The sequence below is a fragment of the Rhizobium sp. 05N430 genome (assembly GCF_056396985.1).
Window position 1 is genome coordinate 670,828 of sequence record NZ_JBFTMO010000001.1, and the last position, 23,233, is coordinate 694,060.

The window sequence follows — 23,233 nt, forward strand, 5'->3', positions numbered from 1 at the left end:
ATGGTTTGGCCATTGCCGGTTGCGGATTTCGTGTCGGCCCTTCAAAGCCGATGCTTCTTCCGCCGCCGGTGTACGGCTCACGGAGGAGAAAGCCATGACGGCATTCCATGTCATGACGGGAGCAGGCGAAGCCTATGCGCATCCCGCCATCAACAAGATCAGCATTGCAGACGTCTTCGACGCGCTGAAGCGCGGACTGGACGATTTTCGCGAAAAGCCGTCTCACTATGTCTTCCTGTGTCTGATGTATCCGGTCGCCGGTGTGTTTCTGGCCGTCGCGACATCGAGCGCCAATTTGCTGCCGATGATCTTCCCGCTGATTTCAGGCTTCGCGCTGATCGGCCCGATCGCGGCGATCGGCCTTTATGAGATCAGCCGCCGCCGCGAAACCGGGCTTGATACGTCCTGGACCCATGCGCTCGACGTCCGCCATTCTCCGGCGCTGCCCTCGATCATTGCGGGCGGGCTGCTGCTCTTCGCCTTCTTTGTCGTCTGGCTGGTTGCGGCACAGACACTCTACAGCAATCTCTTCGGCGACGTCTTCCCGCGCTCGGTCGAGACATTCTCGGCGCAGATCTTCGGAACACCCGAAGGCATGCAGCTGATGCTCTGGGGCAATGTGCTGGGGCTCGTCTTTGCCATCGTCGTGCTGGCGACGACAGTCGTGACGTTCCCTATGCTACTTGACCGCGATGTCGGTCTGGTGGCTGCCATGGGCGCCTCGATCCGGGCAACGGCGGCCAATCCGGTGCCGGTGTTCTTCTGGGGGCTCATCATAGCGGTGCTGCTCGTCATCGGCAGCATTCCGCTGTTCGCCGGACTGGCGCTCGTGATGCCGATCCTCGGACATGCGAGCTGGCATCTCTATAGAAAGCTCGTCGCGCCGGCCTGATCTGGCCGGTTAGGACGTCACCGGAACTTTGCGACCTTCCTCCGAGTTGTCTTGCGACATCTTTGAGGGAGGCAGCGCATGGAAGGTGCCAAAAAACTCTTTGCGCATTTCGCGACGAAGATCTCGGAGTTGGCGGGCGCGCCCGTCACCTTCGTTCTTGCCGTCATTTCCGTTCTTGTCTGGGCCGGGCTTGGCCCGGTTTTCGACTATTCGGAGACGTGGCAGCTGGTGATCAACACCGGCACCACCATCGTCACCTTCCTCATGGTTTTCGTGCTGCAGAACGCCCAGACGCGCGATACGCGGGCGATCCAGGCGAAGCTCGACGAGATAATCCTGACCAGCCATGCCGAGAACCGCTTCATCGGGATCGAGAACCTCGACGAGGACGATCTGAAGCATCTCGACCGCTTGGTTGCCAAGGCGGCGAAGGGCAGGCGCAACGCGCAGGAGGATGGAGGGGAGGTCAAGCTTGCCGATGAAGACAAAAGCGGTAAGAGCTCGAAACGGCAGCAGGCTGCGGTCGCTGCCAACAAGAAGGCTGGTGTTGCTGTCAAGAGATCGGCGTCTCCCAAGGCGGCCGGGCGCAAACCGGCAGCTGCCAAGAGCCGCAAGCAGAAAGTAAAAACGGCGCCCTGAGGCGCCATTTGCATTGCAGGTGGTCCGTATCAGCCGAAGACGCGCTTGAAGATCGTATCGACGTGCTTGGTGTGATAGCCGAGGTCGAACTTCTCGCGGATCTGCTCTTCGGAGAGGGCGGCGCGTACTTCCTGGTCGGCGAGCAGCTCCTCGAGGAAGTCCTTGCCCTGTTCCCAGACCTTCATGGCGTTGCGCTGTACCAGGCGGTAAGCGTCTTCGCGGGAGACGCCAGCTTGCGTAAGGGCAAGCAGAACGCGCTGCGAGTGAACAAGTCCGCGGAACTTGTTGAGGTTCTTTTCCATATTCTCAGGATAGATAACCAGTTTCTCAACGACGCCGGCAAGGCGGTTGAGGGCAAAATCCAGGGTGATCGTCGTATCCGGGCCGATGGCGCGCTCGACACTCGAATGGCTGATATCGCGCTCGTGCCAGAGGGCAACGTTTTCCATCGCCGGGACGACCGACATGCGCACGAGGCGCGAGAGGCCGGTCAGGTTTTCGGTCAGGACCGGGTTGCGCTTGTGCGGCATGGCCGACGAGCCCTTCTGGCCCGGCGAGAAAAACTCTTCGGCTTCCAGAACTTCGGTGCGCTGCATGTGGCGGAATTCGATGGCGATGTTTTCGATCGACGAGGCGATGACGCCGAGCGTGGCGAAGAACATCGCGTGGCGGTCGCGCGGAATGACCTGCGTCGAGACCGGCTCCGGCGTCAGGCCGAGCTTGGCGCAGACATGTTCTTCGACGCGCGGGTCGATATTGGCGAAGGTGCCGACGGCACCCGAGATCGCACCGGTGGCGATTTCGGCGCGGGCAGCGACGAGGCGGGCGCGGTTGCGGTCCATCTCGGCATAGAAGCGGGCAAGCGTCAGGCCCATCGTCGTCGGCTCGGCATGGATGCCGTGGCTGCGGCCGATGCGGACCGTGTCCTTGTGCTCGAAAGCGCGGGTCTTCAGGGCGGCCAGCACGCGATCGACACCGGCAAGCAGGATGTCGGCGGCGCGGACGAGCTGGACGTTGAAAGTCGTGTCCAGCACGTCGGACGACGTCATGCCCTGATGCACGAAACGGCTGTCAGGGCCGACGAACTCCGCCAGATGGGTCAGGAAGGCGATGACGTCATGCTTGGTGACGGCTTCGATCTCGTCGATGCGCGCGACGTCGAATACCGCCGCGTTGCCCTTTTCCCAGATGGTCTTCGCCGCGTCCTTGGGGATGACGCCGAGTTCGGCGAGCGCATCGCAGGCGAAGGCTTCGATCTCGAACCAGATGCGGAACTTGGTTTCGGGCGACCAGATGGCGACCATCTCTGGGCGGGAGTAACGCGGGATCATGGCTCACTGCTTTCGTTGGTAGACAAAACTTGCTGGCGCCCCTGTAGCAAAGACGGGCGGCAATCTCAACGCATGCGTTTCGCCAGCGCGAAACTGGTGGCGAGTAGGCAGATCAGGCCGAAGGGCAGGAACAGCCGGACGCCGAGCACCGAGAACTGGTAGACGGCATTGGCGCCGGTAAAGATGAACTCGAAAATCCAGATGACGCTGCCGAAGGGCGCATGCCAGCGCGAATAGAAGATACGGTAATCCATCGAAAACAGAAACGCCGTCATCAGGATCGTGCCAATCGTCAGGCAGGCGAAGAAGGCGGCGAAACGGGTTTCGAGCGGGCGTTGCCAGGCAAAGAAGCGGGCGAGCGGCAGCATCAACGGCCAGGCGAATAGGCCGCCGAAGAAATAGAGCAGCGCGAGTTCGGCAAGATGGCTGGTTTCGAAGCGGTTGCGCAGATAAAGCGCCGCGGTCGCCGAGGCCGTCATCATCAGGCCCCAGAGCAGGGCGCCCGCAAGGACATCGAGCAGCGGTGGCTTTGCGGCGCGCAGGCGTTCCATGGTCAGCGGGCGATCGCGGAGAATGCCGTCATACGCGGCCGGCTTCGGCTGCCGCCCGCAATGCGGCGATCTCGCTGCGATAGGCTTCGGGCGATCCCGCCTTGAATATTGCCGAACCGGCGACGAGCACATTGGCGCCCGCCTTGCCGACGATGGGTGCTGTTTCCAACGTCACGCCGCCATCGACCTGCAGTTCGATCGGCCTGTCACCGATCAGGGACTTGGCGGCGGCGATCTTGCCGGCCATCGCCGGAATGAACTTCTGGCCGCCGAAACCGGGGTTTACGGACATGATGAGGATCAGGTCGATATCGTCGATGACGTTTTCGATGACGGAGAGCGGCGTTGCCGGATTGAGCGTCACGCCGACCTTCTTGCCGAGATTGCGGACGGTCTGCAGCGAGCGGTGCAGATGCGGGCCGGATTCGGCATGGACGGTGATGCGGTCGCAGCCGGCCTTGGCGAAGGCTTCGAGATAGGCATCGACAGGCGCGATCATCAGATGGCAGTCGAAGGTGGCGTCGGTATGGGAGCGCACGGACTTGATGACATCGGGGCCGAAGGAAATGTTCGGAACGAAGTGGCCGTCCATGACGTCGAGATGGATCCAATCGGCGCCGGCTGCGGTCACGTCTCGGATTTCCTGGCCGAGCTTGGCGAAGTCGGCGGCGAGGACGGAGGGGGCGATGCGGATCGGCAGCGTCATGGGGAACTCTCTCTCGTTAAGATGCTCGCCGCGGATTTAGCAGTGTGCGGCGCGACGGGCAACTGATCGAGGTGCCCGATCTGCAGCATCACTCCGAGGCCGCGCCGAGGATCTTGAAGGCGCCGTTGCGCCATTCCTGCAGGCGGTAAGGGTTATCCGTCAGTTCGTGATTGGCTCCGAATGTGACAGGACCGATCGGCGTCTCAAAGCGCGTGCCGGTCAGAACATCGGCCAGCGGCTTGCTGTTTGCCGCTGAGGCCGCCTGCTGCGCGATTGCGGCGGCTGCGGCTGCGGGAAGCACATAGCCTTCCGGTTCGATGCCCTGTTCGCGCATCGCCTGGGCGGCAGCCTTGCCATCCGGCTGGCTTGCATATTCGGGGATCGCGACAGCGTGCACGCCGTCCGCCAGCGCCAGCGGTTGATTGGCGGCCCGCATCGCGTCGCCGCCGAGAATATCGAGCGGGATTTTTTCGGCCGCCGCATCGCGGGCGATGATCGCCACGTCCGAGCGGTCGCCGCCGATGAAGACTTTGGCGGCGCCGGCGCGTTTCAGCCGGCGGACAAGCGCGATCTGCTGTTCCTGGCCTGGCCGGTAGGTGTCGGTGAAGGCCGCCTTCAGGCCGTTCTGCTCAAGAGCGTTCCTGACGGCTTCGGTCAGTTCGCGGCCGTGGATCGTGCCGTCCTCGATGAGGGCGATCGGCGCGGCCGCCCAGTCGCGCAGGATAACCTCGATGATGCGAGCGGCTTCAGCCCCATCAGGTGGGCCAAGACGGAAGAGCGGCCAGCCGTTCTTCAGTGAATCTTCCATCAGGATACGCGAACGGACGGACACGGTGATTGCGGGGATATTGGCGTCCTTCAGCTTCGGCAGGGCGCCTTCCAGCGTCTCGCTGCACAGAAAGCCGATGGCGACCTGGACCTTGGCGGCGATCAGCGCGTCGGCAATCGTGCCGCCGCTGTTGTCCTCGCAGGGTTCGTTGACCGCGACGAAGGTGTTGCCATCCTTAGTGACCTGAAAATTCGCACCGGCGAAGATCTGGGTTCCGAGCTGCTGGAGATTGCCGCCCTGGGGCGCAACGACGCCGATTGTGATGCCGGCTGCATGGCCTGCCGGCGCCGCCATCAGCAGCATCGAAACAGCAGCTATGCCACGCAGAATATTCATAAAAGTCGCCGGCTCCTGACCTTTGTCCATGCCCTTTTATCCGGCGAATACTAATCGTCAAAGAAAAACAGCGTAATAGGCAGCATTTCGTCGCCTTCATTGTAGAAAATGTAACCGATGGCGGCCATATTAGTGACATAACAACAAGCGGCGAGGCCGCAGGAGACCTTCTGTGTTGAGCAGGCAACCGATCGATCCAGCGCTGTATCGCGATGCCATGAGCCGCTTTGGCGGGCATGTCCAGCTGGTGACGACGGCGCTCGGCGATCAGAAGCGCGGCGTGACGATCACGGCCGCATGCTCCGTCTCCGACAGTCCTGCCTGCGTGCTCGTCTGCCTCAACAACAGCAACCCGAAGAATGAAATCTTCTTCCGCAGCGGCATCTTTGCGCTGAACACGCTGGGCGCCCATCATCAGGGGCTGGCGGACGCCTTCTCCGGACGCATGAAGCTCGACAACGAGGACAGGTTCTCGACGGGCAAGTTCGAGAAGCTAGTAACCGGGGCGCCGGTGCTTTCGGATTCACTTGCCTCCTTCGATTGCCGCGTCATGGAAATCAAGGAGATGTCGACGCATCACGTCATCTTCGGCGAGGTGGTCGGCGTGCGTTTTGACGAAACAAAACCGGCTCTTCTCTATATGAACCGCGACTATCACACGCTATAACTTCTCCAAAAGGGAGGAGACATGGCTGATCAGACCGCGCCGCTTCTGCCGCAGTCGATCGATGAGACGATCGCGCTGCTCGGCGGGCAGAATTATCTTGCGGGCCGGGCGCTCGGCACTGTGCTTTTCCTGGCATTGAAGATGAAGCGGCCCTTGTTTCTCGAGGGCGAGGCGGGCGTCGGCAAGACTGAGATCGCCAAGGTTCTTTCAAAGGCGCTCGGGCGTCCGTTGATCCGGCTGCAGTGCTATGAGGGGCTGGATGTTGCCTCTGCCGTCTACGAGTGGAACTACCCGGCACAAATGTTGGAGATCCGGCTGTCGGAGGCCTCTGGCCTGACCGACCGGGAGCGGATCGAATCCGATATCTTTTCCGAGCGCTACCTGATCCGCCGCCCGGTGTTGCAGGCGCTTTCCTCCACAGACGGGCGTGCGCCGGTTTTCCTGATCGACGAGCTCGACCGTACCGACGAGGCCTTCGAGGCCTTCCTGCTGGAGGTCCTGTCCGATTTTCAGGTGACCATTCCCGAGCTCGGGACGATCAAGGCGGACGAACCACCAATCGTCATCATCACCACAAACCGGACGCGCGAGGTGCACGATGCCTTGAAGCGCCGCTGCCTCTACCACTGGGTCGATTATCCGCAAGCGCAGCAGGAGCTGGAGATCATCCGCCGCAAGGTGCCTCACTGCAACGAGACGCTGTCGCGCCAGATCGTTGCCTATGTGCAGCAGCTACGGACACTCGATCTCTTCAAGAACCCGGGCGTTGCCGAGACGATCGATTGGGCGACGGCGCTGACGGAGCTCGATCGGCTGGCGCTCGATCCGGAAACGATTTCCGACACGATCGGCACGCTCCTGAAATATCAGGACGACATCGCCCGCATTCAGGGCGGCGAGGGCGCACGGGTGCTGAAGGATGTCCAGGACGAATTGCGGGTTGCGGGATAGGCGATGCAGGGCGAGAAGGCAGAGGATGGTATCGTCGTTCCGCCGCTTCCGTTGAGTGACGGCCGGTTTGCTGACAATATCGTTTTCTTCGGCCGGACGCTGCGCAAGGCCGGACTGAAAGTTGGCCCGGCCGCGATCGCTGACGCCATCGAGGCGGTGGAAGCGATCGGCATGGGATCGCGCGACGAGTTCCATGCGGCGCTCTCGGCGGTCTTCGTCAAGCGGCATGAGGATGCAGCTGTCTTCGACGAAGCGTTCCGGCTTTTCTGGCGATCGCGCAATCTCGTCGAGAAGATGATCGCGATGATGTCGCCACGGGCGCCGGATACGCGGGAGAAGGAAAAGCAGAGACCGGGAGAGACCCGGGCAAGCGATGCGCTGCTCGGTGACCGGCGCGCCGACAAGCCGCCGCGCGAAGAGCCCGATATCGAGATCGATGCGCGCTTCACGATGTCGGGCAACGAGATCATCCGGCGCATGGATTTTGCGCAGATGTCGGCGGCGGAAATGGCGCTCGCCAAGAAGGAGCTGGCACGCCTGCAGCTGCCGCTCGACCGTGTCGCCACCCGGAGATTCAGGCCATCGCATCGCCACGCGACGGTCGATCCCCGTGCAACGATGCGCGCTGCCCTTCGCACCGGAGGATCGCTGATCCTGCCGCGCTACCGCGAGCGCAAGGAGATCCAGCCGCCCTTGGTGGTGCTCGCCGATATTTCCGGCTCGATGAGCCAATATACGCGGATCTTCCTGCACTTCCTGCATGTGCTGACGGAGCGGCGTCGCCGAGTCAGTACCTTTCTGTTCGGAACGCGGCTGACCAACGTGACGCGGCAGATGCGTAACAAGGATCCGGATCACGCGCTCGATGATTGCGCTGCCGCCGTCAACGACTGGTCGGGCGGAACGCGGATCGGCGAGACACTGCACGAGTTCAACCGTCTCTGGGGACGGCGCGTGCTGGGGCAGGGAGCCGTGGTACTGCTGATCACCGACGGGCTGGAACGCGAGGGCGTCGAGCAGCTTTCGGCCGAGATGGACCGGCTGCATCGCTCCTGCCGGAGGCTGATCTGGCTCAATCCGCTGCTGCGCTTCGATGGCTTCGAGCCGCGGGCGCGCGGCGTTCGCGCCATGCTGCCGCATGTTGACGAATTCCGGCCGGTCCACAATCTATCCTCCTTGAGTGATCTTGCTGCGGCACTCGGGTCCGGCCGCGCCGAGGCGTACCAGCCGCGGCGGTATCTGGAGAGAATAAGAGGCTCTGTATGAGCGAGATGTCTGGCGGCCTCGATCCGCTGATGACGGCGGAAGCCTGGAGGAAAAGCGGCCGCGATGTAGCAATCGCCACGGTCATCGAAACTTGGGGCTCGGCGCCGCGGCCTGCGGGCAGCCATCTGGTGATCGATGCCGACGGCAATTTCGAAGGCTCCGTTTCCGGCGGCTGCGTCGAAGGCGCCGTCATCACCGAAGCGCTCGATGTTATCGGCAGCGGCGAAGCGAAGATGCTGGAATTCGGCGTTGCCGACGAGACGGCCTGGCGCGTCGGGCTTTCCTGCGGCGGACGGATCCGCGTGTATGTCGAAAGGCTCGGCTGATGGAGCTGGCGGCGCTCGAGCGGCTGAATGCCTTGAGGCAGGCACGGATCGCTGCCGCACTCGTCACCGATCTCGGTGGTGGCCGGGCGAGCGTCGTTTCAGAAGGCGACCATTTCTCCGGCGCGCTTGGCGAAGCCATAGCCGCTGCCTTTCGCTCGGGTCGCTCGAGCATTGTGGAGGCCGATGGCGGGCGCTATTTCCTCAACGTCCATCTGCCGCCGCCTGATATCGTCATCATCGGCGCGGTCCATATCAGCCAGGTCCTGGCGCAAATGGCAGCGCTGGCAGGCTTCGACGTCAGGATCATTGATCCACGGACGGCTTTCGCGACGCCGGAGCGTTTTGCGGGGATCGACTTGACGGCCGACTGGCCGGTCGATGTCCTGAAGGACAAGCCGCTCGATCCCTATACGGCGCTGGTCGCGGTGACGCACGATCCGAAGATAGACGATTTTCCGATTGCCGAGGCGCTGCGCCGCGGCTGTTTCTATGTCGGTGCGCTGGGAAGCCGGAAGACGCATGCTTCGCGTATCGAGCGGTTGAGGGCCGAGGGTTTCCCGGATGAGGCGCTGGCGCGCATCAACGGGCCGATCGGGCTCAATATCGGTGCAGCCAGTCCGGCAGAGATCGCCGTCGCCATCCTGGCGCAGATCATCGAGGCGCTGCGCTCGCGCAATCTCCTATCTCCGAAGGGTGACATGGGATGAAGTTCGGCGAATTTCTGGTCACCGGTGCCGAAGGATTGATGCTTGCGCATGCGGTGAAACTGCCCGGCCGGACCTTGCACAAAGGCCACCGCGTTTTGCCGGAGGATATCGAAACGCTTCGGCGAGCCGGTATTGCCAGCATCACCGCAGCGCGCATCGAGGACGGCGATCTCAGCGAAGACGAAGCCGCGCGGCAGCTCGCTGGAGCAATCGCGCCGGATCATCTGCGCTTTTCAGAGGCAGCCACGGGGCGGGTGAATGTCTATGCGGCGGCAGATGGGCTGTTTGTCGCGGACCGCGCCATCGTCGACCGCGTCAATCGCATCGATCCGGCAATCACGCTCGCCTGTCTTGCGGATCATGCGCGCGTGCGGACGGGCGACATGGTGGCGACCTTCAAGATCATTCCGCTTGCGGTGTCAGGCCACAAGGTTGAGGCTGCGTGCGATGCATTGCGGGCTGCGGTGGCCTTCGAGGTCAAGCCTTTCGCCGAATATGCGGTATCGCTTGTCGCTACCGAACTGCCGTCGCTGAAACCTGTGGTCATGGACAAGACGGCGCGCATTCTGGAGCGGCGGCTGGCAGCATCCGGCAACCGGTTGGCACGCGAGCAGCGTGTGGCTCACGGGCGCGACGCCGTCGCTGTCGCCATTGGTGAGGCAATGGTGGCTGCCGATCGCTTCCCGAAGCTGGTGATCGTCTTTGGGGCGTCGGCCGTCATCGACGAAGATGATGTAATCCCGGCGGCGATCCGGCAAGCCGGCGGTGAGATCCTGAGCGTCGGCATGCCGGTGGACCCCGGCAATCTGATGGTGCTCGGGCGGATCGGGGAGACTTATGTCGTCGGTGCGCCGGGCTGCGCCCGCAGTCCGAAGGAGAACGGCTTCGACTGGGTGCTGGATCGCATCCTGGCTGGAGAGAAACCCGATGCCCATGATCTGACGGGCATGGGTGTCGGAGGGCTGCTGATGGAGATCGAGACACGGCCGCGGCCGCGGGACAGTGCTGAGGATCGTCACCGGCCGGTGACGGTTGCCGCGGTCATCCTGGCGGCGGGCAAAGCCAGCCGTATGGGTGAGGGTGGTGCCCACAAGCTGCTGGCGGAATTCGACGGCAAAGCGCTGGTGCGCCGTGCCGCCGAAACCGCGCTCGCTGCCGATGCGGCATCCGTCATCGTCGTGACTGGTCACCGGGGAAGCGAGATCGAGGCCGCCCTCTCGGGATTGGTTGTGACTGCCATCGAGAACCCCGATTATGCGTCCGGCATGGCAAGCTCACTCATTTCAGGATTTTCAGCGGTGCCGGCACGCGACGCGGATGGTGTGCTTGTCATGCTCGCGGATATGCCGGGCGTGACGGTTGCCGATCTCGACGCCCTGATCTCCGCCTTTCGCACGGCGTCCGGACGGGCGATCGTTCGCGCGGTGTCCTGCGGCAAGCGTGGCAACCCGGTCATTCTTCCGCGCTCGCTCGGCGATGCCGTGATGCGGCTTGAAGGCGATGTCGGGGCGCGGCATATCATCGAGACATCCGGATTGCCTGTGATAGATGTCGATATCGGCGATGCGGCACATCTGGACGTGGATACGCCGGAGGCCGTTGTGGCCGCCGGTGGTATTTTGAGGGGATAGAATGGATATCGCAGCGATCGAGGAAATGTTTCAGGGTCTTGGCCCTGTCACCATCAAGCGGATGTTTGGCGGCAAGGGTATCTATCACCTCGGCCGGATCATCGCGATCGAGCTGCGCGACGAGATGCTTCTGAAGGCCGACGAGAAGAGCGCGCCGGAATTCGCCGATGCCGGCGCCAGCCAGTGGTCCTACGAGGGCAAGAAGGGCAATCCGGTGAAGATGCCCTACTGGTCTATCCCCGAGAATGCCTATGATGATCCGGATGAGATGGCGAAATGGGTCAGGCTTGCCTACGAGGCAGCCCTGCGCGCCGAGTGATCAGCGAAGGTCTGTATCGCGGAGAAAATCGATTGCCGCGCGGGCAAATTCGGAGAGTGGTTGCGGCAGCTCATTGCGGCCGAACCATCCGAAATCGGAAAGCTTATCCGGCTCAGTGATCTCGGGATCGCCGCGAAACTCGTCGGCGATGTAAAGCAGCGAAATCCAATGCTGCCTGTCGGCCTGGCTCAGCACCTCTGCCGGACCAAGCAGTCTGACAGCGCGGATTTCGAGGCCGGTTTCTTCCTCGGCCTCGCGGCGTGCGGCCTCGGCGGTGGTTTCCATGAAATCCACCTTGCCGCCTGGAATGCTCCAGTGGGCCGGTTCCGGCGCCTTGACGCGGTTATAGAGAAGAATCTTGCCGTCACGCAAAATCACCAGGCCTACGCCGAGGCCTGGGAAATCGATGCCGGGCTGACCCATCGCGGGATCAGACCTTAGCGCTGGCTGCGATCAGCATGAAGGCAGGGATGTCGTCGCCGAAACCAACCGGTGTCGGGCCGTCATCGTGGTCGCGGTAGCGGCGGCGGTCGCGAGAGTCGTCGTTTGCCGGATAGGGCCGAGCGTTGCGCGCGTTGTTGTGCTGCTTGTTCTCTGCCTTGCGCTCTTGCTTCACGCTTTCGACCTTTACTGGGGCTGGTGCTGCGACTTCGATGATTTCGGCGGTAGTATGTTCGACGGCGGTATCAGATTTATGACCCGAAGCGCCGCGGCCCTTGCCGCGGCCGCGATCGCGGCTCTTGTCGCCACGGCCGCCGCGTCCCGGACGATCCGTCTCCTTGCTTTCCTCTGCAGGAGGCAGGGCGCTGAGATCGCCGTTCAGCCATTCGACCTTTTCGCCGATCAGCTTTTCGATCGCATCGGTGAATTTCATATCGCGCTTGGTCACCAGCGTGAAGGCGGCGCCGGAGCGGCCTGCGCGGCCGGTACGGCCAATACGGTGAACGTAATCTTCCGAATGGATCGGTACATCGAAGTTGAAAACGTGGCTGACATCGGGAATGTCGAGGCCGCGTGCAGCGACGTCAGAGGCCACCAGAAGCTGGAGCTGGCCGTCGCGGAAGTTTTGCAGCATGGTGGTGCGCGAACGCTGATCCATATCGCCATGCAGCGCGCCGACGGAGAAGCCGTGCCGCTCCAGCGAGCGGAACAGATCGGCCACATCCACCTTGCGATTGCAGAAGATGATGGCGTTCTTCAGCTCTTCTTGGGCGCGCACGAGATCACGCAGGGTAGCGCGCTTCTCATAATCCTTGCCATGGGTGGCGACGAAACGCTGGGTGATGGTCTTCGAAGCGGAAGCCGGCTTGGCGACTTCGATGCGCTCCGGGTTCTGCAGGAAGCGGTCGGCCAGCTTCTGGATCTCCGGCGGCATGGTGGCCGAGAAGAACAGCGTCTGGCGGGTGAACGGGATCATCTTGGCGATGCGCTCAATATCCGGGATGAAGCCCATGTCGAGCATGCGGTCGGCTTCGTCGATGACGAAGATCTCGACGCCGCTCATCAGCAGCTTGCCGCGCTCGAAATGGTCGAGCAGTCGGCCGGGCGTGCAGATCAGAACGTCGGCGCCGCGCTCAAGCTTGCGGTCCTGTTCTTCGAAGGACACGCCGCCGATCAGAAGGGCGACGTTCAAACGGTGGTTCTTGCCGTATTTCTCAAAGTTCTCGGCGACCTGGGCCGCGAGTTCGCGGGTCGGCTCGAGAATCAGAGTGCGGGGCATGCGGGCGCGGGCACGGCCCTTTTCCAGCAGCGACAACATCGGCAGAACGAAGGACGCCGTCTTGCCCGTACCCGTCTGTGCAATACCGCAAATGTCGCGGCGCTGCAGGGCGAACGGGATGGCGCCCGCCTGAATAGGGGTCGGGATCGTGTAGCCGGCGTCGGTAACGGCGGAAAGCACTTTTTGGCTCAAGCCAAGATCAGCAAATGTCGTCAAAGGGAAAACTATTTCCGTTCAGGTTCGGCCGAACTCTGGCTGAGTCGGCGGGATTGCATGCCGCAATGCAGCGCGACATATTCCCAAACGGCTTGCAAGTCAAGGAATACGGGCCTTGCAGCCCTTGCACAGGTAAAGCTGTGGTTACTGCCTTTGGTTATTTTATATAGGTCGCCAGTTTCAACCCTGCATTCATGAAATACATCGGGTCTACGGCGCGGCCGTTCTGGCGTACTTCATAGTGCAGATGCGTGCCGGTGGAGCGGCCGGTGCTACCTGCGAGACCGATAACATCGCCACGATCGACGGTGTCGCCGACCTTTACCAGGATCTGCGACATGTGCCCATAGCGGGTGGAAATGCCGTTACCGTGATCGACTTCCACCATGTTGCCATAGCCACCTGTCCAGCCGGCGGTGGTGACCTTGCCAGCGGCCGTCGGGCGAACCTTTTCGCCGGGGGCAAAGCGGAAGTCTATGCCGGAATGAAGTGCCAGGCGGCCGAGGAACGGATCGCGGCGGTTGCCGAATGGGCTGGTGATGTCCTTGCCGATGCCGGGATTGCGGAAGGGCAGGGATTCGGCGGTGTTGCGCACGGTCTCAAGTCTCGTCAGAGCCGTGTCGAGTTGCACAAGGGAATTGTCGAAATCGTCTTCGCTCTCCGGCTCGACATAGGGGCCGCCGACGGCGCTGTCGTCATCGCCGGCTTTTGCCGTCTGCTGCGGGACTGAAATGCTGAAGCGGTTCAGGACGCTGGAAATGGCATCGGCGGCATCGCCTGCATCGGCTGTCAGTTGATCGACCCGCGAACGCTGGTCTTCCTCGACGCCTTTCAGCGAAAGCGTGACCTTGGAAAACAGGCGGTCGGCGCGGTCGCCGACGGTTTCAGGTGCGGGAACATAGGCGAGGGTGGTATTGTCAGGCGTGGCGTCCGCCGGTTCGCTGCCGCCTGAAAGCATCTTGTTGATCGCTGCGGCGCCGCCCGAAAGCGATGCGCGCTTGTCCTTGGTATCGGGAACGAAGGACTGGACCGGCGCCGGCGTGTCCTTATCTGTCAGGCCGGAGCTTTCAGCGCGGTCGAGCAACGATCCGAGCTTCCCGTGGCGCGAGGTCAGCGCCATCTGCTGTTCCATCAGCTTGTCGACCTTGTCCTCGACAACCTGCTGATCGAGCAGCTGGCGGGAGGTGACGCGGTCGACCTGGGCACGCAAGGCTGCGATCCGGTCTTCGTAATCGTGCTGCATCCGGGCCTGGCGGGCCATGGTGGCACCTATCAGGTCGTCGCGGAGTACGAGATAGGAGGTTGCGAGCAGATAGCCGATGGCGAAGACGCCGACAAAGCAGAATGCAAGGGCGGCCATCCAGGGCTTGACCGTCATGTGACGGACCTTGTCGCCGCTGGCCAGAATGAGAATATGCTCTTGTGAACGCTTGCCGAATACGCGCTGGTGCTGTGCATGCGTCACGGAGAATCTCCCAATTGATGCGCCCGTGCTTCAATTGGATTGATTACACACTGTTAAGGTTAACAAATTACTTCGGCCATGGAGCCGGCGCACGCAATGGTTCAGCCACTGCTTGTCGATGTCAATGAACGGTAGAATGATGGTGTCAGTCCGGCTTCGGCACGCGCCAGATCGTTGAAAGGCGGTTTCAGCGGGCCGCGAAAGTTTGCCCGGACGAGCTCTCGGAAGGTCTGGGCCGGATCTCGGCGTTCGCGGGCGCAGAGAAACCGGAACCATTTCGCGCCGATCGCCACGTGGCCCTTTTCATCATTGTAGATGACGTCGAGCACGGCGGCGCTCTCAAGGTCGCCGGTTTCACGCATCTTGGCCTGCAGCGACGGAGTGACGTCGAGGCCGCGTGCTTCGAGAATGAGCGGGACGACGGCGAGCCGGGCGGTCAGGTCGTTACGGGTGGAGTGCGCCGCCTGCCAGAGCCCGTCATGGGCCGGAACATCGCCGTAATCGGCGCCGAGGTCTCGCAGCCTGTCGCGGACCATGCGGAAATGCTTGTCTTCCTCGAAGGCAACCTGCATCCAGCCGTCGAAGAAGGAGTTCGGCACCGGTTCGGTGGTGAAGCGGGCGACGATGTCGAGGGCCAGATCCACGGCGTTGAGTTCGATATGGGCGATCGAATGAAGCAGGGCGATACGGCCGTGAACCGTGTGCAGCGAGCGCTTTTCGACCTGGGTCGGAGGAACCAGCTTCGGTTTTTCCGGGCGGCCGGGGCGCTCGGGCAATGGGGGATCGAGCGGCGAGCGCAGCGAAATCCGGCGCTCGAACCAGCGCGTCGCTACTTCCTGGGCGAGCTCCGTCTTCCTGTCGAGATCGGCGGAGCGGATGGCGTCGATCGCGCCACCTCGCAACGACGTCATCGTCAGTGCGGTCATGCGGCGAGGTTCCTGACGGCCTGCAACACTGCCTCTGCATGGCCGGGCACTTTGACCTTCTGCCAGATGGTGGCAATGGTGCCGTCGGCGCGGATCAGGAAGGTGGTGCGCTCGACGCCCATATAGGTGCGGCCGTACATGCTCTTCTGTTTCCACACGCCATAGGTCTGCAGCACGGTCTTTTCCTCATCCGAAGCAAGCGCGACGGCGAGGCTATGTTTCCTGATGAAACGCTCGTGGCATTTGACCGAGTCGGGCGACATGCCGACAAGCCCGGCACCGGCCTTTTCGAATTCGCCGGCAAGCTCGGTGAAGCCGATCGATTCGGCGGTGCAGCCCGCCGTGTCATCTTTCGGATAAAAGAACAGAACCAGAGGTTTGCCCCTGAATTCTGCGAGCGATACGCGGCCGCCGCCATCACGCGGGAGGTCGAAGTCCGGGGCTTCGGCGCCGATGCCGATATCCGCCATGTGGAAACCTTTCTTTTGCCGGGTTTATGGGTGACACTTAACCCAGCCGATATATATTGGGCGAGTACCGGGCGAGCTAGACCGGAAATTGGAATTCAAGGAGTTACCCAAGACGTATGTCGGCGATCCGCGGCGAAAAAGTTACGTTTCGCAAGAAAGACATCGTCGCCTTGCATGAACTCCCTTCGGCCCAAACCGAAGATCCCATGATCGTGCATTGCCCGCCGCCGCGCTCCAAGCTGCGGCGCACCGCCGGATGGACCGGTGGATGTTTTGCCGTGCTTGTCCTCATTCTGGCTGTCGTCGCCGCCGTCATCGAGAGCGGAATGGTGGATCAGACGCTCTCGAAGCAGGCGCAGATGGCGCTCAATTCGGCGATCGGTCCGCGATACAGGGCCGAGGTCGGATCGACCGTGATCCGTTTCACTTCCGGTCTTCGGCTGGCTCTCGAAGCGCGTAACGTCAACATGATCGACCAGCAAAGCGGCCAGCATCTGTCGACAACAGGCGCCATGCGCATGGCTCTCAATCCGCTGGCGCTGTTTCGCGGGCGGATAGCGATTGCCGATGTCGAGGCCGAGGATATCGCCCTCGACACGGCACTTCTGCCGTCAGGCAATCCGGTAAAGCTCGAAAATCTGCGGGTCGATCAGATCCCTGAGGCGCTGGAAGCGGCTTTCTCCCATCTCGACCTGTTCGACAGTTTCGCACAGCGGGGCGGTACGGACAGCATCCGTATTTCAGGCATCGACATCAAGATTGCCGACACCGCCAACGGGCCGCTGTCGATCGTTGTCGATGATCTCGTCTTTTCCCGTCCGTCGGCAACCGCGCTGCATCTGGCCGGTCAGATCTCGATCAACGGCGAGCCGGCGATGCTGGATGTCCAGGCCGACAACCGCGACGGCAAGACCCAGCGCTTTACCGCCAAGCTCAGCCACGCCGATGTCACGCCGTTTGCCATCAAGCGGAACGTACTTGGCGAGATCCGGCAGGGGGTCAATGCGTTTGCCGATTTTACGGTGTCGGCAGCGAGAGACGGCGAGGGTACCGATCCCGCGCTGAGCGCCGGCATTACGCTTGCGCCCGGTCTGATCTATGTCGATGGCGACCAGCAGGAACTCACCAGCGGGCAGATCAATCTCGATTACGACTTCAAGAAGCAGACGATCGAGATCGCCAAGTCGCAAGGGCAGTTCGGCGCCACATCGGTGCCGTTCAACGGCGCGCTGATCGATCTCGACCGGCTCGATCCAGCGGCCGGCAAGGGTTTCGGGGTCGATCTCCTGGTCAGCGGCGGCAGCGCTTCGCCCGTTGGTTCCGGCGAGCAGCCGGTACCTTTCGATATCCAGGCTAGCGGCCGCTTCATGGTCGCTACCCGCGAATTGCAATTCCCGGGCATCACGGCCTCCAGTCCACTTGGACAGCTTTACGGCGCTCTGCATGTGAAATTCGGCAACGTCTCGCCGGAGATAAGTTTTGCCGGGCAGTCGCAGCAACTGCAGACGGCGGCGATCAAGCAGCTCTGGCCGTTCTGGATGGCGCCGAAGGCGCGCGACTGGGTGTTGAAGAACCTGTTCGGCGGAACGGTGAGCGATGCCTCGATTTCGGTCTTTATCCCCTTCGGCCGGCTGGACGAGGCTGTCGGCAAGGGGCTGAAGCTCGACGAGAACCAGATCAAGATCGATTTCGATATCGCCAATGCGCGGATGAACGTTGCCGGCGATATTCCGCCGATCCGCGATACGGCGGCGCATTTCGATCTCAAGGGACCGCGGGCGACGGTGTCGATCAAAAGCGGCCGGTCGTTCTTTCCGTCCGGGCGTACGGTGGATCTCGGCGAAGGCACGTTCGTGCTGCCGGCGACTTACGACAAGCCGCTGATGGCGGAGATGCAGCTTGCCATATCGGGGGCTGCCGATGCCGTCGGCGAACTGCTTACCTATAAGCCCGTGCAGGTGCTGCAGCGCGCCAACCTCGTGCCGCAGGATCTCAGCGGCAAGATTAGCGCCACGGTACAGGCCCGTTTCGGACTGGTCAGCGCCCAGAACCCGCCACCACCGGACTGGAAGGCGTCGATGCAGCTTTCGGGCGTCGATGTCGCCAAGCCGGTGTCCGGCCGCAAGATCACCAATCTCGATGGTACGCTCAACGCCGATCCGAAACAGGTCACGCTCGACGGCAAGGGGCAGATTGACGGCGTTCCTGCCGATATTTCGCTGCTGGAGCCGGTCGACAAGAATTCGGGCATCGCGCCGGAGCGCGAAATCACCGCGACATTGACCAACGACCAGCGAGAAAAGCTGTTGCCCGGTCTGTCAGGCATCATCGACGGCAGCATCAAGGTAGAGCTGACGCGGATCGACAACGACCGTCAGGCCGTCAGTATCGACCTGTCGCGCTCGACGCTGCAGCTTCCGTGGATCGGATGGTCGAAAGGCGCGGGCATTCCGGCTGGGGCGGACTTCGAGATATCCGGTCCGGCGGACAATACGCAGGTCAAGAATTTCAAGTTGAAGGGCGACGGTTTTGGCGCCAGCGGCTCGCTCGTGGTCAGCAAGGGCGGACTAACCTCTGCGACATTCGATAGCGTGAAATTGTCGTCGCTCGACGATTTCGCAATCTCCATCCGCCGCGCCAAGGGTGTCTTCGAAGTCTCGGTTTCCGGCGACACCGCGGATGCGCGGCCGATCCTGGCCAGGCTGAAGAACGGCCAGAACGGTAGCGGCGACGGCGACGGGAAGTCCGACAGCGGCGGCGACATCACGGTGCGCGCCAAGCTTGGACAGGTGGTCGGCTTCAATGACGAGCGTCTGCGCAGCCTCGATGCGCTCTACATGATGCGCGACGGCGATCTGCAGGTCCTCAACCTTTCAGGCGTGACCGATAGCGGCGAGGCGGTGGTAACGCAGATGAAGGACGGGCGGATCCTGAACGTCACGACCGGTGACGCTGGCTCCGTGTCGCGCTTTGCCGATTTTTACAAGCATATGCGCGGCGGGCTGCTCAATATGACGGTGCGCTTCGGCAATGGCGGCTGGGACGGTTCTGCCGATGTCCGGCGGTTTTCGATCGTCAACGAAGACAGGCTGCATTCGATCGTCTCGACCCCTGTCGGCCAGGACCAGCGAAGCCTGAATTCGGCGGTCAAGCGCGATATCGATACATCGGCACAGCGCTTCCAGCGCGGTTTTGCCCGTATCGTATCGCAGAACGGCATCGTCAGCATCGAAAACGGTGTGGTGCGCGGCGAGCAGATCGGCGCGACCTTTCAGGGCACCATCCGCGATCCGAAGGGCAATATGGACATGACCGGCACGTTCATGCCGGCCTATGGGCTGAACCGCCTGTTCGCAGAATTGCCGGTTATCGGCATCATTCTCGGCAACGGTTCCGATCGCGGCCTGATCGGCATCACCTTCAAGCTGACGGGCAAGTTCGACAAGCCGAACCTGCAGATCAATCCGCTATCGATCATTGCGCCCGGCGTCTTCCGCAACATCTTCGAATTCCAATAAAAAAGCCGGCGCGAGGCCGGCTTTCGATAATGGCTGACCTGCCCGCCCATCAGGCAGCAGGACGGATCAGGATGTGCTTCTTCTTGCCGAGCGACAGCTTGATGACGCCATCGGCGGTAATTTCGCTGCTGCCGATCATCTTGCGCTCGTCGCTGACGGCCTGATCGTTGATGCGCACGGCACCACCCTGAACATGACGGCGCGCCTCGCCGTTCGATGCCGCGAGACCGGCGCGGACGATCAGGGAGAGCAGGCCGAGACCGGCATCCAGTTCGGCGGATGGAATTTCGACCGACGGAAGATTGTCGGAAAGCGCGCCTTCCTCGAAGGTCTTGCGGGCGGTTTCAGCTGCCTGCTCGGCCGCTGCACGGCCATGCAGGATAGCCGTCACTTCGGTCGCGAGGATCTTCTTGACCTCGTTCAGTTCTGCGCCGCCAATGGCCGACAAGCGGGCGATTTCATCCATCGGCAGGGTGGTGAACAGCTTGAGGAAGCGCGGAACATCGGCATCCTCGGTGTTGCGCCAGTACTGCCAGAAGTCATAGACCGGCAGAAGCTCGGCATTCAGCCACACGGCGCCGGACGCGGACTTGCCCATCTTGGCGCCCGACGAGGTTGTCAGCAGCGGTGAGGTCAGCGCGTAGAGCTGCTCTGTCCCCATGCGGTGACCGAGATCGATCCCGTTGATAATGTTGCCCCACTGGTCGGAACCGCCCATCTGCAGGCGGCAGTCGTAGCGCTTGGCAAGCTCGACGAAGTCGTAGGCCTGCAGGATCATGTAGTTGAATTCGAGGAAGGACAGCGACTGTTCGCGGTCGAGGCGCGTCTTGACGCTATCGAAGGACAGCATGCGGTTGACCGAGAAGTGACGGCCGACATCGCGCAGGAATTCGAGGTAGTTCAGCGAGCGGAGCCACTCGGCATTGTTGATCATCAGCGCCGCATTGGCAGGCTTGCCGTAATCGAGGTAGTTCGAGAAGCAGCGCTTGATCGAGGCGATGTTGTCTTCGATCATGTCGATCGTCATCAGCTTGCGCGCTTCCTCCTTGAAGGAGGGGTCGCCGACCATGCCGGTTCCGCCGCCCATCAGCGAGATCGGACGGTGGCCGGTCGCCTGGAACCAGTGCAGCATCATGATCTGCGTCAGATGGCCGACGTGAAGGCTCGAAGCCGTCGGGTCATAGCCGATATAAGCAGTCACGGTTTCCTTGGCGAGAAGATCGTCGAGGCCGGATTCATCGGAGATCTGATGAATGAAGCCGCGCTCTTTCAGAGTGCGCAGGAAATCGGATTTGAACTCGGACATGAACTTCGTCTCTTGAGGCTTCGGAGGGAATTGCGATCGGCACTTGTTGAAGCGCCGCGGCGCGTTTAGCACTGTTTTGCCGAAAGTGCACTATTCGGCCGCAGAGTTTTTGGAGGAAGCATGCCCGGAGTGAGAACCGCGATCGGCCTGATGAGCGGTACGTCGATGGACGGTATCGATGTGGCTCTGGTGCGGACGGACGGCGTGAGCGTCGTCGAGCGCGGGCCGTTTCTGGGCGTCGGCTATGATGCTTCCTTCCGCAACCGGCTGAAACTGGCGCTCGAACAGGCAAAGACGATCACGACGCGGACAGAGCGGCCGGGCGATCTGGCAGCCATCGAGCACGAGCTTACGCTACGGCATGTGGCTGCCGTTAGGGAATTTCTCGACACGAACGGGATTGCTGCCGAAGCGGTGGATGTGCTCGGTTTTCACGGCCAGACCGTTCTGCATCGTCCAGACGAGGCGCTGACCGTCCAGATCGGCGATGGCGCGCTGCTGGCGAAGGAGACCGGGATTGCCACGGTTTTCGACATGCGCGCCAACGACATGGTGCATGGCGGACAGGGTGCACCGCTGGTTTCCGCCTATCACGCGGCACTGGCTGCCAACATAGACGGCGCCAAACTGCCGGTCTGTTTCGTCAATATCGGCGGGATCTCGAACCTGACCTATGTCGGTGCTGACGGGACGGTGATCGCCTATGACAGCGGTCCCGGCAATACGCTGATCGACCAGTGGGTCGAGGCGCATGCCGGCATTCCCTTCGACCAGGGCGGGATGATCGCCTCGGAGGGGCGTATCGCCGATCATCTGGCGGAGCGCTATCTCGCAAGCCCGTTCTTTACCGCCGCGAAACGCCGTTCGCTCGACCGCAACGATTTTTTGCCGCCTTCAGGTAGCGATGCTGAGCTCGCCGATGGCGCACGCACGCTTGCCTATGTAGCCGCGGCCTCGATCATCAAATCCGCCGGTCACCTTCCGGTGACGCCTGCGCTCTATGTGATCTGCGGCGGCGGGCGACTGAACCGGGTGATCATGCGTGACCTGACGGACCTAGCGGCCAGGCAGGACGCAGCGGTGATTTCCGCCGAGGATGCCGGTTTCAACGGCGACGCGATGGAGGCCGAGGCCTGGGCCTATCTGGCAGTCCGCTCGCTCGAAGGATTGCCGCTGACCTATCCGGGAACGACGGGTGTGCGGGAGCCTGTCAGTGGTGGAGTGCTTGCGGAGGTGAGACGTGGAGACCATTCTCGAGACTGAGCGGACGCGCCTCGTGATGTGGCAGCCGGATGATGCGCGGCTGGTACATGACCTGCATTCGACAATGGCGACGAGCCGCTTCATGTCCGGTGGCGAGCCGTGGAATATGACGAGGTGCGAGGAGCGCATCGCTCAATGGTTCCGTGAACAGGCCGAGGATGGGACGACGAAATACAAGGTTCTCAGCCGGGACGGTGGCCGCTTTATCGGGCGCGCGGGAATATCGCTGCACGATCGGGAAACCGGCGAATACGAGATGGGTTACGCGTTTCGCGAAGATGAGTGGGGCAAGGGCTTTGCGACGGAAGTGGCCCGGGCACTGATCGACTGGTTTTCGGCAAGAAACATGGGCCGGCTGATCGCCTTCACCCATCCGGACAATCATGCGTCGCAGCATGTTTTGCGAAAGGCCGGGATGCGGCAGATTGCGCCGCGCCATATTGATGGCTTCGTGGCGCCGACCTTTGAGGTGGGCGCCACGAATAGCAATTCCTAGCGGATGCGCTTGGCAGCCGGTTCCGGAACCAGTTCACCGTTGAGGCGGCGATCGAGGTAATCCTCGCATTCGGCCATCAGCGGCTCGACCTGGCCGTTGAAGAAGTGGTTGGCACCCGGCACCGTGCGGTGGGTGATCAGGATGCCCTTCTGGGTCTTCAGCTTCTCGACGAGGCCGTTGACGTCCTTTTCGGGCGCAACCTTGTCCGAATCGCCATTGATGATCAGGCCCGAGGACGGGCAGGGCGCCAGGAACGAGAAATCGTAGGTGTTCGGCTGCGGGGCGATCGACATGAAGCCTTCGATCTCAGGGCGGCGCATCAGAAGCTGCATACCGATCCAGGAGCCGAAGGAATAGCCGGCGACCCAGCAGGTCTTCGAATCGGGATGCAGGCTCTGCACCCAATCCAGCGCCGAAGCGGCATCCGAGAGTTCGCCGGCGCCGTGGTCGAATTCGCCCTGGCTGCGGCCGATGCCACGGAAATTGAAGCGCAGTGTCGTGAAGCCGCGCTTCTGGAACATGTAGAAGAGCTGGTAAACGATCTGATTGTTCATCGTGCCGCCGAACTGCGGGTGCGGGTGCAGAATGAGAGCAATCGGGGCGCTTTTTTCCTTGGAGGGCTGGTAGCGGCCTTCAAGACGGCCGGCTGGGCCGTTGAAAATGACTTCGGGCATCGGTACTCCGGGTTTTATTTTCGCGTTC

Annotated in this window: 23 protein-coding genes; 12 read left to right on the forward strand and 11 right to left on the reverse strand. The window is 62.0% G+C overall.

The window, feature by feature from the left end; translation table 11 throughout:
- Positions 1 to 94 precede the first annotated feature (94 nt).
- Both AC1DJO_RS03285 and AC1DJO_RS03290 read left to right on the forward strand, forming a co-directional pair.
- Entirely contained in the window at positions 95 to 892 is a 798-nt protein-coding gene (locus AC1DJO_RS03285; protein WP_310300008.1) for a DUF2189 domain-containing protein, read from the forward strand.
- Positions 893 to 970: 78 nt separating this feature from the next.
- Complete coding sequence (locus tag AC1DJO_RS03290; RefSeq protein ID WP_477969031.1) at positions 971 to 1,531, forward strand: low affinity iron permease family protein; 561 nt, start codon at positions 971 to 973, stop codon at positions 1,529 to 1,531.
- A gap of 29 nt (positions 1,532 to 1,560) precedes the next feature.
- On the opposite strand, the gene purB is transcribed toward AC1DJO_RS03290, so the two are convergent.
- The 4 genes from purB to AC1DJO_RS03310 form a co-directional block, all read right to left on the reverse strand.
- Positions 1,561 to 2,862 carry an adenylosuccinate lyase gene (gene purB, locus AC1DJO_RS03295; protein ID WP_112387269.1) on the reverse strand — a complete coding sequence of 434 codons (1,302 nt, stop codon included), beginning with the start codon at positions 2,860 to 2,862 and terminating at the stop codon, positions 1,561 to 1,563.
- Positions 2,863 to 2,927: 65 nt separating this feature from the next.
- A complete protein-coding gene (locus AC1DJO_RS03300; RefSeq protein ID WP_477969033.1) occupies positions 2,928 to 3,413 on the reverse strand; it encodes a hypothetical protein in 486 nt (161 codons plus the stop codon).
- Between the two features lie 28 nt (positions 3,414 to 3,441).
- Positions 3,442 to 4,119 carry a ribulose-phosphate 3-epimerase gene (gene rpe / locus AC1DJO_RS03305; RefSeq protein WP_477969035.1) on the reverse strand — a complete coding sequence of 226 codons (678 nt, stop codon included), beginning with the start codon at positions 4,117 to 4,119 and terminating at the stop codon, positions 3,442 to 3,444.
- A gap of 88 nt (positions 4,120 to 4,207) precedes the next feature.
- Entirely contained in the window at positions 4,208 to 5,284 is a 1,077-nt protein-coding gene (locus AC1DJO_RS03310; RefSeq protein WP_477969037.1) for an ABC transporter substrate-binding protein, read from the reverse strand.
- 172 nt (positions 5,285 to 5,456) lie between these two features.
- Between AC1DJO_RS03310 and AC1DJO_RS03315 the strand changes: the two genes are divergently transcribed.
- The 7 genes from AC1DJO_RS03315 to AC1DJO_RS03345 are packed head-to-tail and all read left to right on the forward strand — an operon-like array spanning position 5,457 to position 11,151.
- A complete protein-coding gene (locus AC1DJO_RS03315) occupies positions 5,457 to 5,951 on the forward strand; it encodes a flavin reductase (protein ID WP_112516167.1) in 495 nt (164 codons plus the stop codon).
- A 21-nt stretch (positions 5,952 to 5,972) separates the two neighbouring features.
- The gene (locus tag AC1DJO_RS03320) at positions 5,973 to 6,902 is read left to right on the forward strand and encodes an AAA family ATPase (protein WP_477969038.1); all 930 of its coding nucleotides are present in this window, start codon (positions 5,973 to 5,975) and stop codon (positions 6,900 to 6,902) included.
- Positions 6,903 to 6,905: 3 nt separating this feature from the next.
- On the forward strand, positions 6,906 to 8,168 hold the full coding sequence (locus AC1DJO_RS03325; RefSeq protein WP_477969039.1) for a vWA domain-containing protein: 1,263 nt from the start codon (positions 6,906 to 6,908) through the stop codon (positions 8,166 to 8,168).
- Entirely contained in the window at positions 8,165 to 8,494 is a 330-nt protein-coding gene (locus AC1DJO_RS03330; RefSeq protein WP_477943031.1) for an XdhC family protein, read from the forward strand. Before AC1DJO_RS03325 ends, AC1DJO_RS03330 begins: the two co-directional genes overlap by 4 nt.
- Positions 8,494 to 9,201 carry an XdhC family protein gene (locus AC1DJO_RS03335; protein ID WP_477969041.1) on the forward strand — a complete coding sequence of 236 codons (708 nt, stop codon included), beginning with the start codon at positions 8,494 to 8,496 and terminating at the stop codon, positions 9,199 to 9,201. The genes AC1DJO_RS03330 and AC1DJO_RS03335 overlap by 1 nt, the downstream gene beginning before the upstream one ends.
- Positions 9,198 to 10,832, forward strand: a complete 1,635-nt coding sequence (locus AC1DJO_RS03340; protein WP_477969043.1) for an NTP transferase domain-containing protein — start codon at positions 9,198 to 9,200, stop codon at positions 10,830 to 10,832. The genes AC1DJO_RS03335 and AC1DJO_RS03340 overlap by 4 nt, the downstream gene beginning before the upstream one ends.
- A 1-nt stretch (position 10,833) precedes the next feature.
- Positions 10,834 to 11,151 (forward strand): TfoX/Sxy family protein, encoded by a 318-nt coding sequence (locus tag AC1DJO_RS03345; protein WP_477969045.1) that lies wholly within the window; start codon positions 10,834 to 10,836, stop codon positions 11,149 to 11,151.
- Here AC1DJO_RS03345 and AC1DJO_RS03350 read toward each other — a convergent pair whose 3' ends face one another.
- The 5 genes from AC1DJO_RS03350 to AC1DJO_RS03370 all read right to left on the reverse strand — a co-directional run bounded on the left by AC1DJO_RS03350 (position 11,152) and on the right by AC1DJO_RS03370 (position 15,948).
- Positions 11,152 to 11,574: an NUDIX domain-containing protein gene (locus tag AC1DJO_RS03350; RefSeq protein ID WP_477969047.1), complete on the reverse strand. Its 423-nt coding sequence runs from the start codon at positions 11,572 to 11,574 to the stop codon at positions 11,152 to 11,154.
- Between the two features lie 7 nt (positions 11,575 to 11,581).
- A complete protein-coding gene (locus tag AC1DJO_RS03355; RefSeq protein ID WP_477943027.1) occupies positions 11,582 to 13,087 on the reverse strand; it encodes a DEAD/DEAH box helicase in 1,506 nt (501 codons plus the stop codon).
- 157 nt (positions 13,088 to 13,244) lie between these two features.
- Positions 13,245 to 14,552 carry a M23 family metallopeptidase gene (locus AC1DJO_RS03360; RefSeq protein ID WP_477969049.1) on the reverse strand — a complete coding sequence of 436 codons (1,308 nt, stop codon included), beginning with the start codon at positions 14,550 to 14,552 and terminating at the stop codon, positions 13,245 to 13,247.
- Positions 14,553 to 14,653: 101 nt separating this feature from the next.
- Positions 14,654 to 15,478, reverse strand: coding sequence for a ferritin-like domain-containing protein (locus AC1DJO_RS03365; protein ID WP_477969051.1), 825 nt, complete (start codon positions 15,476 to 15,478; stop codon positions 14,654 to 14,656).
- Positions 15,475 to 15,948: a peroxiredoxin gene (locus AC1DJO_RS03370; RefSeq protein WP_112387283.1), complete on the reverse strand. Its 474-nt coding sequence runs from the start codon at positions 15,946 to 15,948 to the stop codon at positions 15,475 to 15,477. Before AC1DJO_RS03370 ends, AC1DJO_RS03365 begins: the two co-directional genes overlap by 4 nt.
- A gap of 116 nt (positions 15,949 to 16,064) precedes the next feature.
- Here AC1DJO_RS03370 and AC1DJO_RS03375 point away from each other — a divergent pair, with 116 nt between their 5' ends.
- Positions 16,065 to 19,466, forward strand: coding sequence for a YhdP family protein (locus AC1DJO_RS03375; RefSeq protein WP_477969053.1), 3,402 nt, complete (start codon positions 16,065 to 16,067; stop codon positions 19,464 to 19,466).
- 49 nt (positions 19,467 to 19,515) lie between these two features.
- Here AC1DJO_RS03375 and tyrS read toward each other — a convergent pair whose 3' ends face one another.
- The gene (tyrS, locus tag AC1DJO_RS03380; protein ID WP_112387285.1) at positions 19,516 to 20,772 is read right to left on the reverse strand and encodes a tyrosine--tRNA ligase; all 1,257 of its coding nucleotides are present in this window, start codon (positions 20,770 to 20,772) and stop codon (positions 19,516 to 19,518) included.
- 120 nt (positions 20,773 to 20,892) lie between these two features.
- Between tyrS and AC1DJO_RS03385 the strand changes: the two genes are divergently transcribed.
- Together AC1DJO_RS03385 and AC1DJO_RS03390 are read left to right on the forward strand one after the other, a co-directional pair.
- On the forward strand, positions 20,893 to 22,035 hold the full coding sequence (locus tag AC1DJO_RS03385) for an anhydro-N-acetylmuramic acid kinase (RefSeq protein ID WP_477969055.1): 1,143 nt from the start codon (positions 20,893 to 20,895) through the stop codon (positions 22,033 to 22,035).
- A gap of 16 nt (positions 22,036 to 22,051) precedes the next feature.
- On the forward strand, positions 22,052 to 22,531 hold the full coding sequence (locus AC1DJO_RS03390; RefSeq protein WP_477943140.1) for a GNAT family N-acetyltransferase: 480 nt from the start codon (positions 22,052 to 22,054) through the stop codon (positions 22,529 to 22,531).
- Here AC1DJO_RS03390 and AC1DJO_RS03395 read toward each other — a convergent pair.
- Positions 22,528 to 23,205 carry an alpha/beta hydrolase gene (locus AC1DJO_RS03395; RefSeq protein WP_112516181.1) on the reverse strand — a complete coding sequence of 226 codons (678 nt, stop codon included), beginning with the start codon at positions 23,203 to 23,205 and terminating at the stop codon, positions 22,528 to 22,530. The genes AC1DJO_RS03390 and AC1DJO_RS03395 overlap by 4 nt on opposite strands.
- Positions 23,206 to 23,233 lie beyond the last annotated feature (28 nt).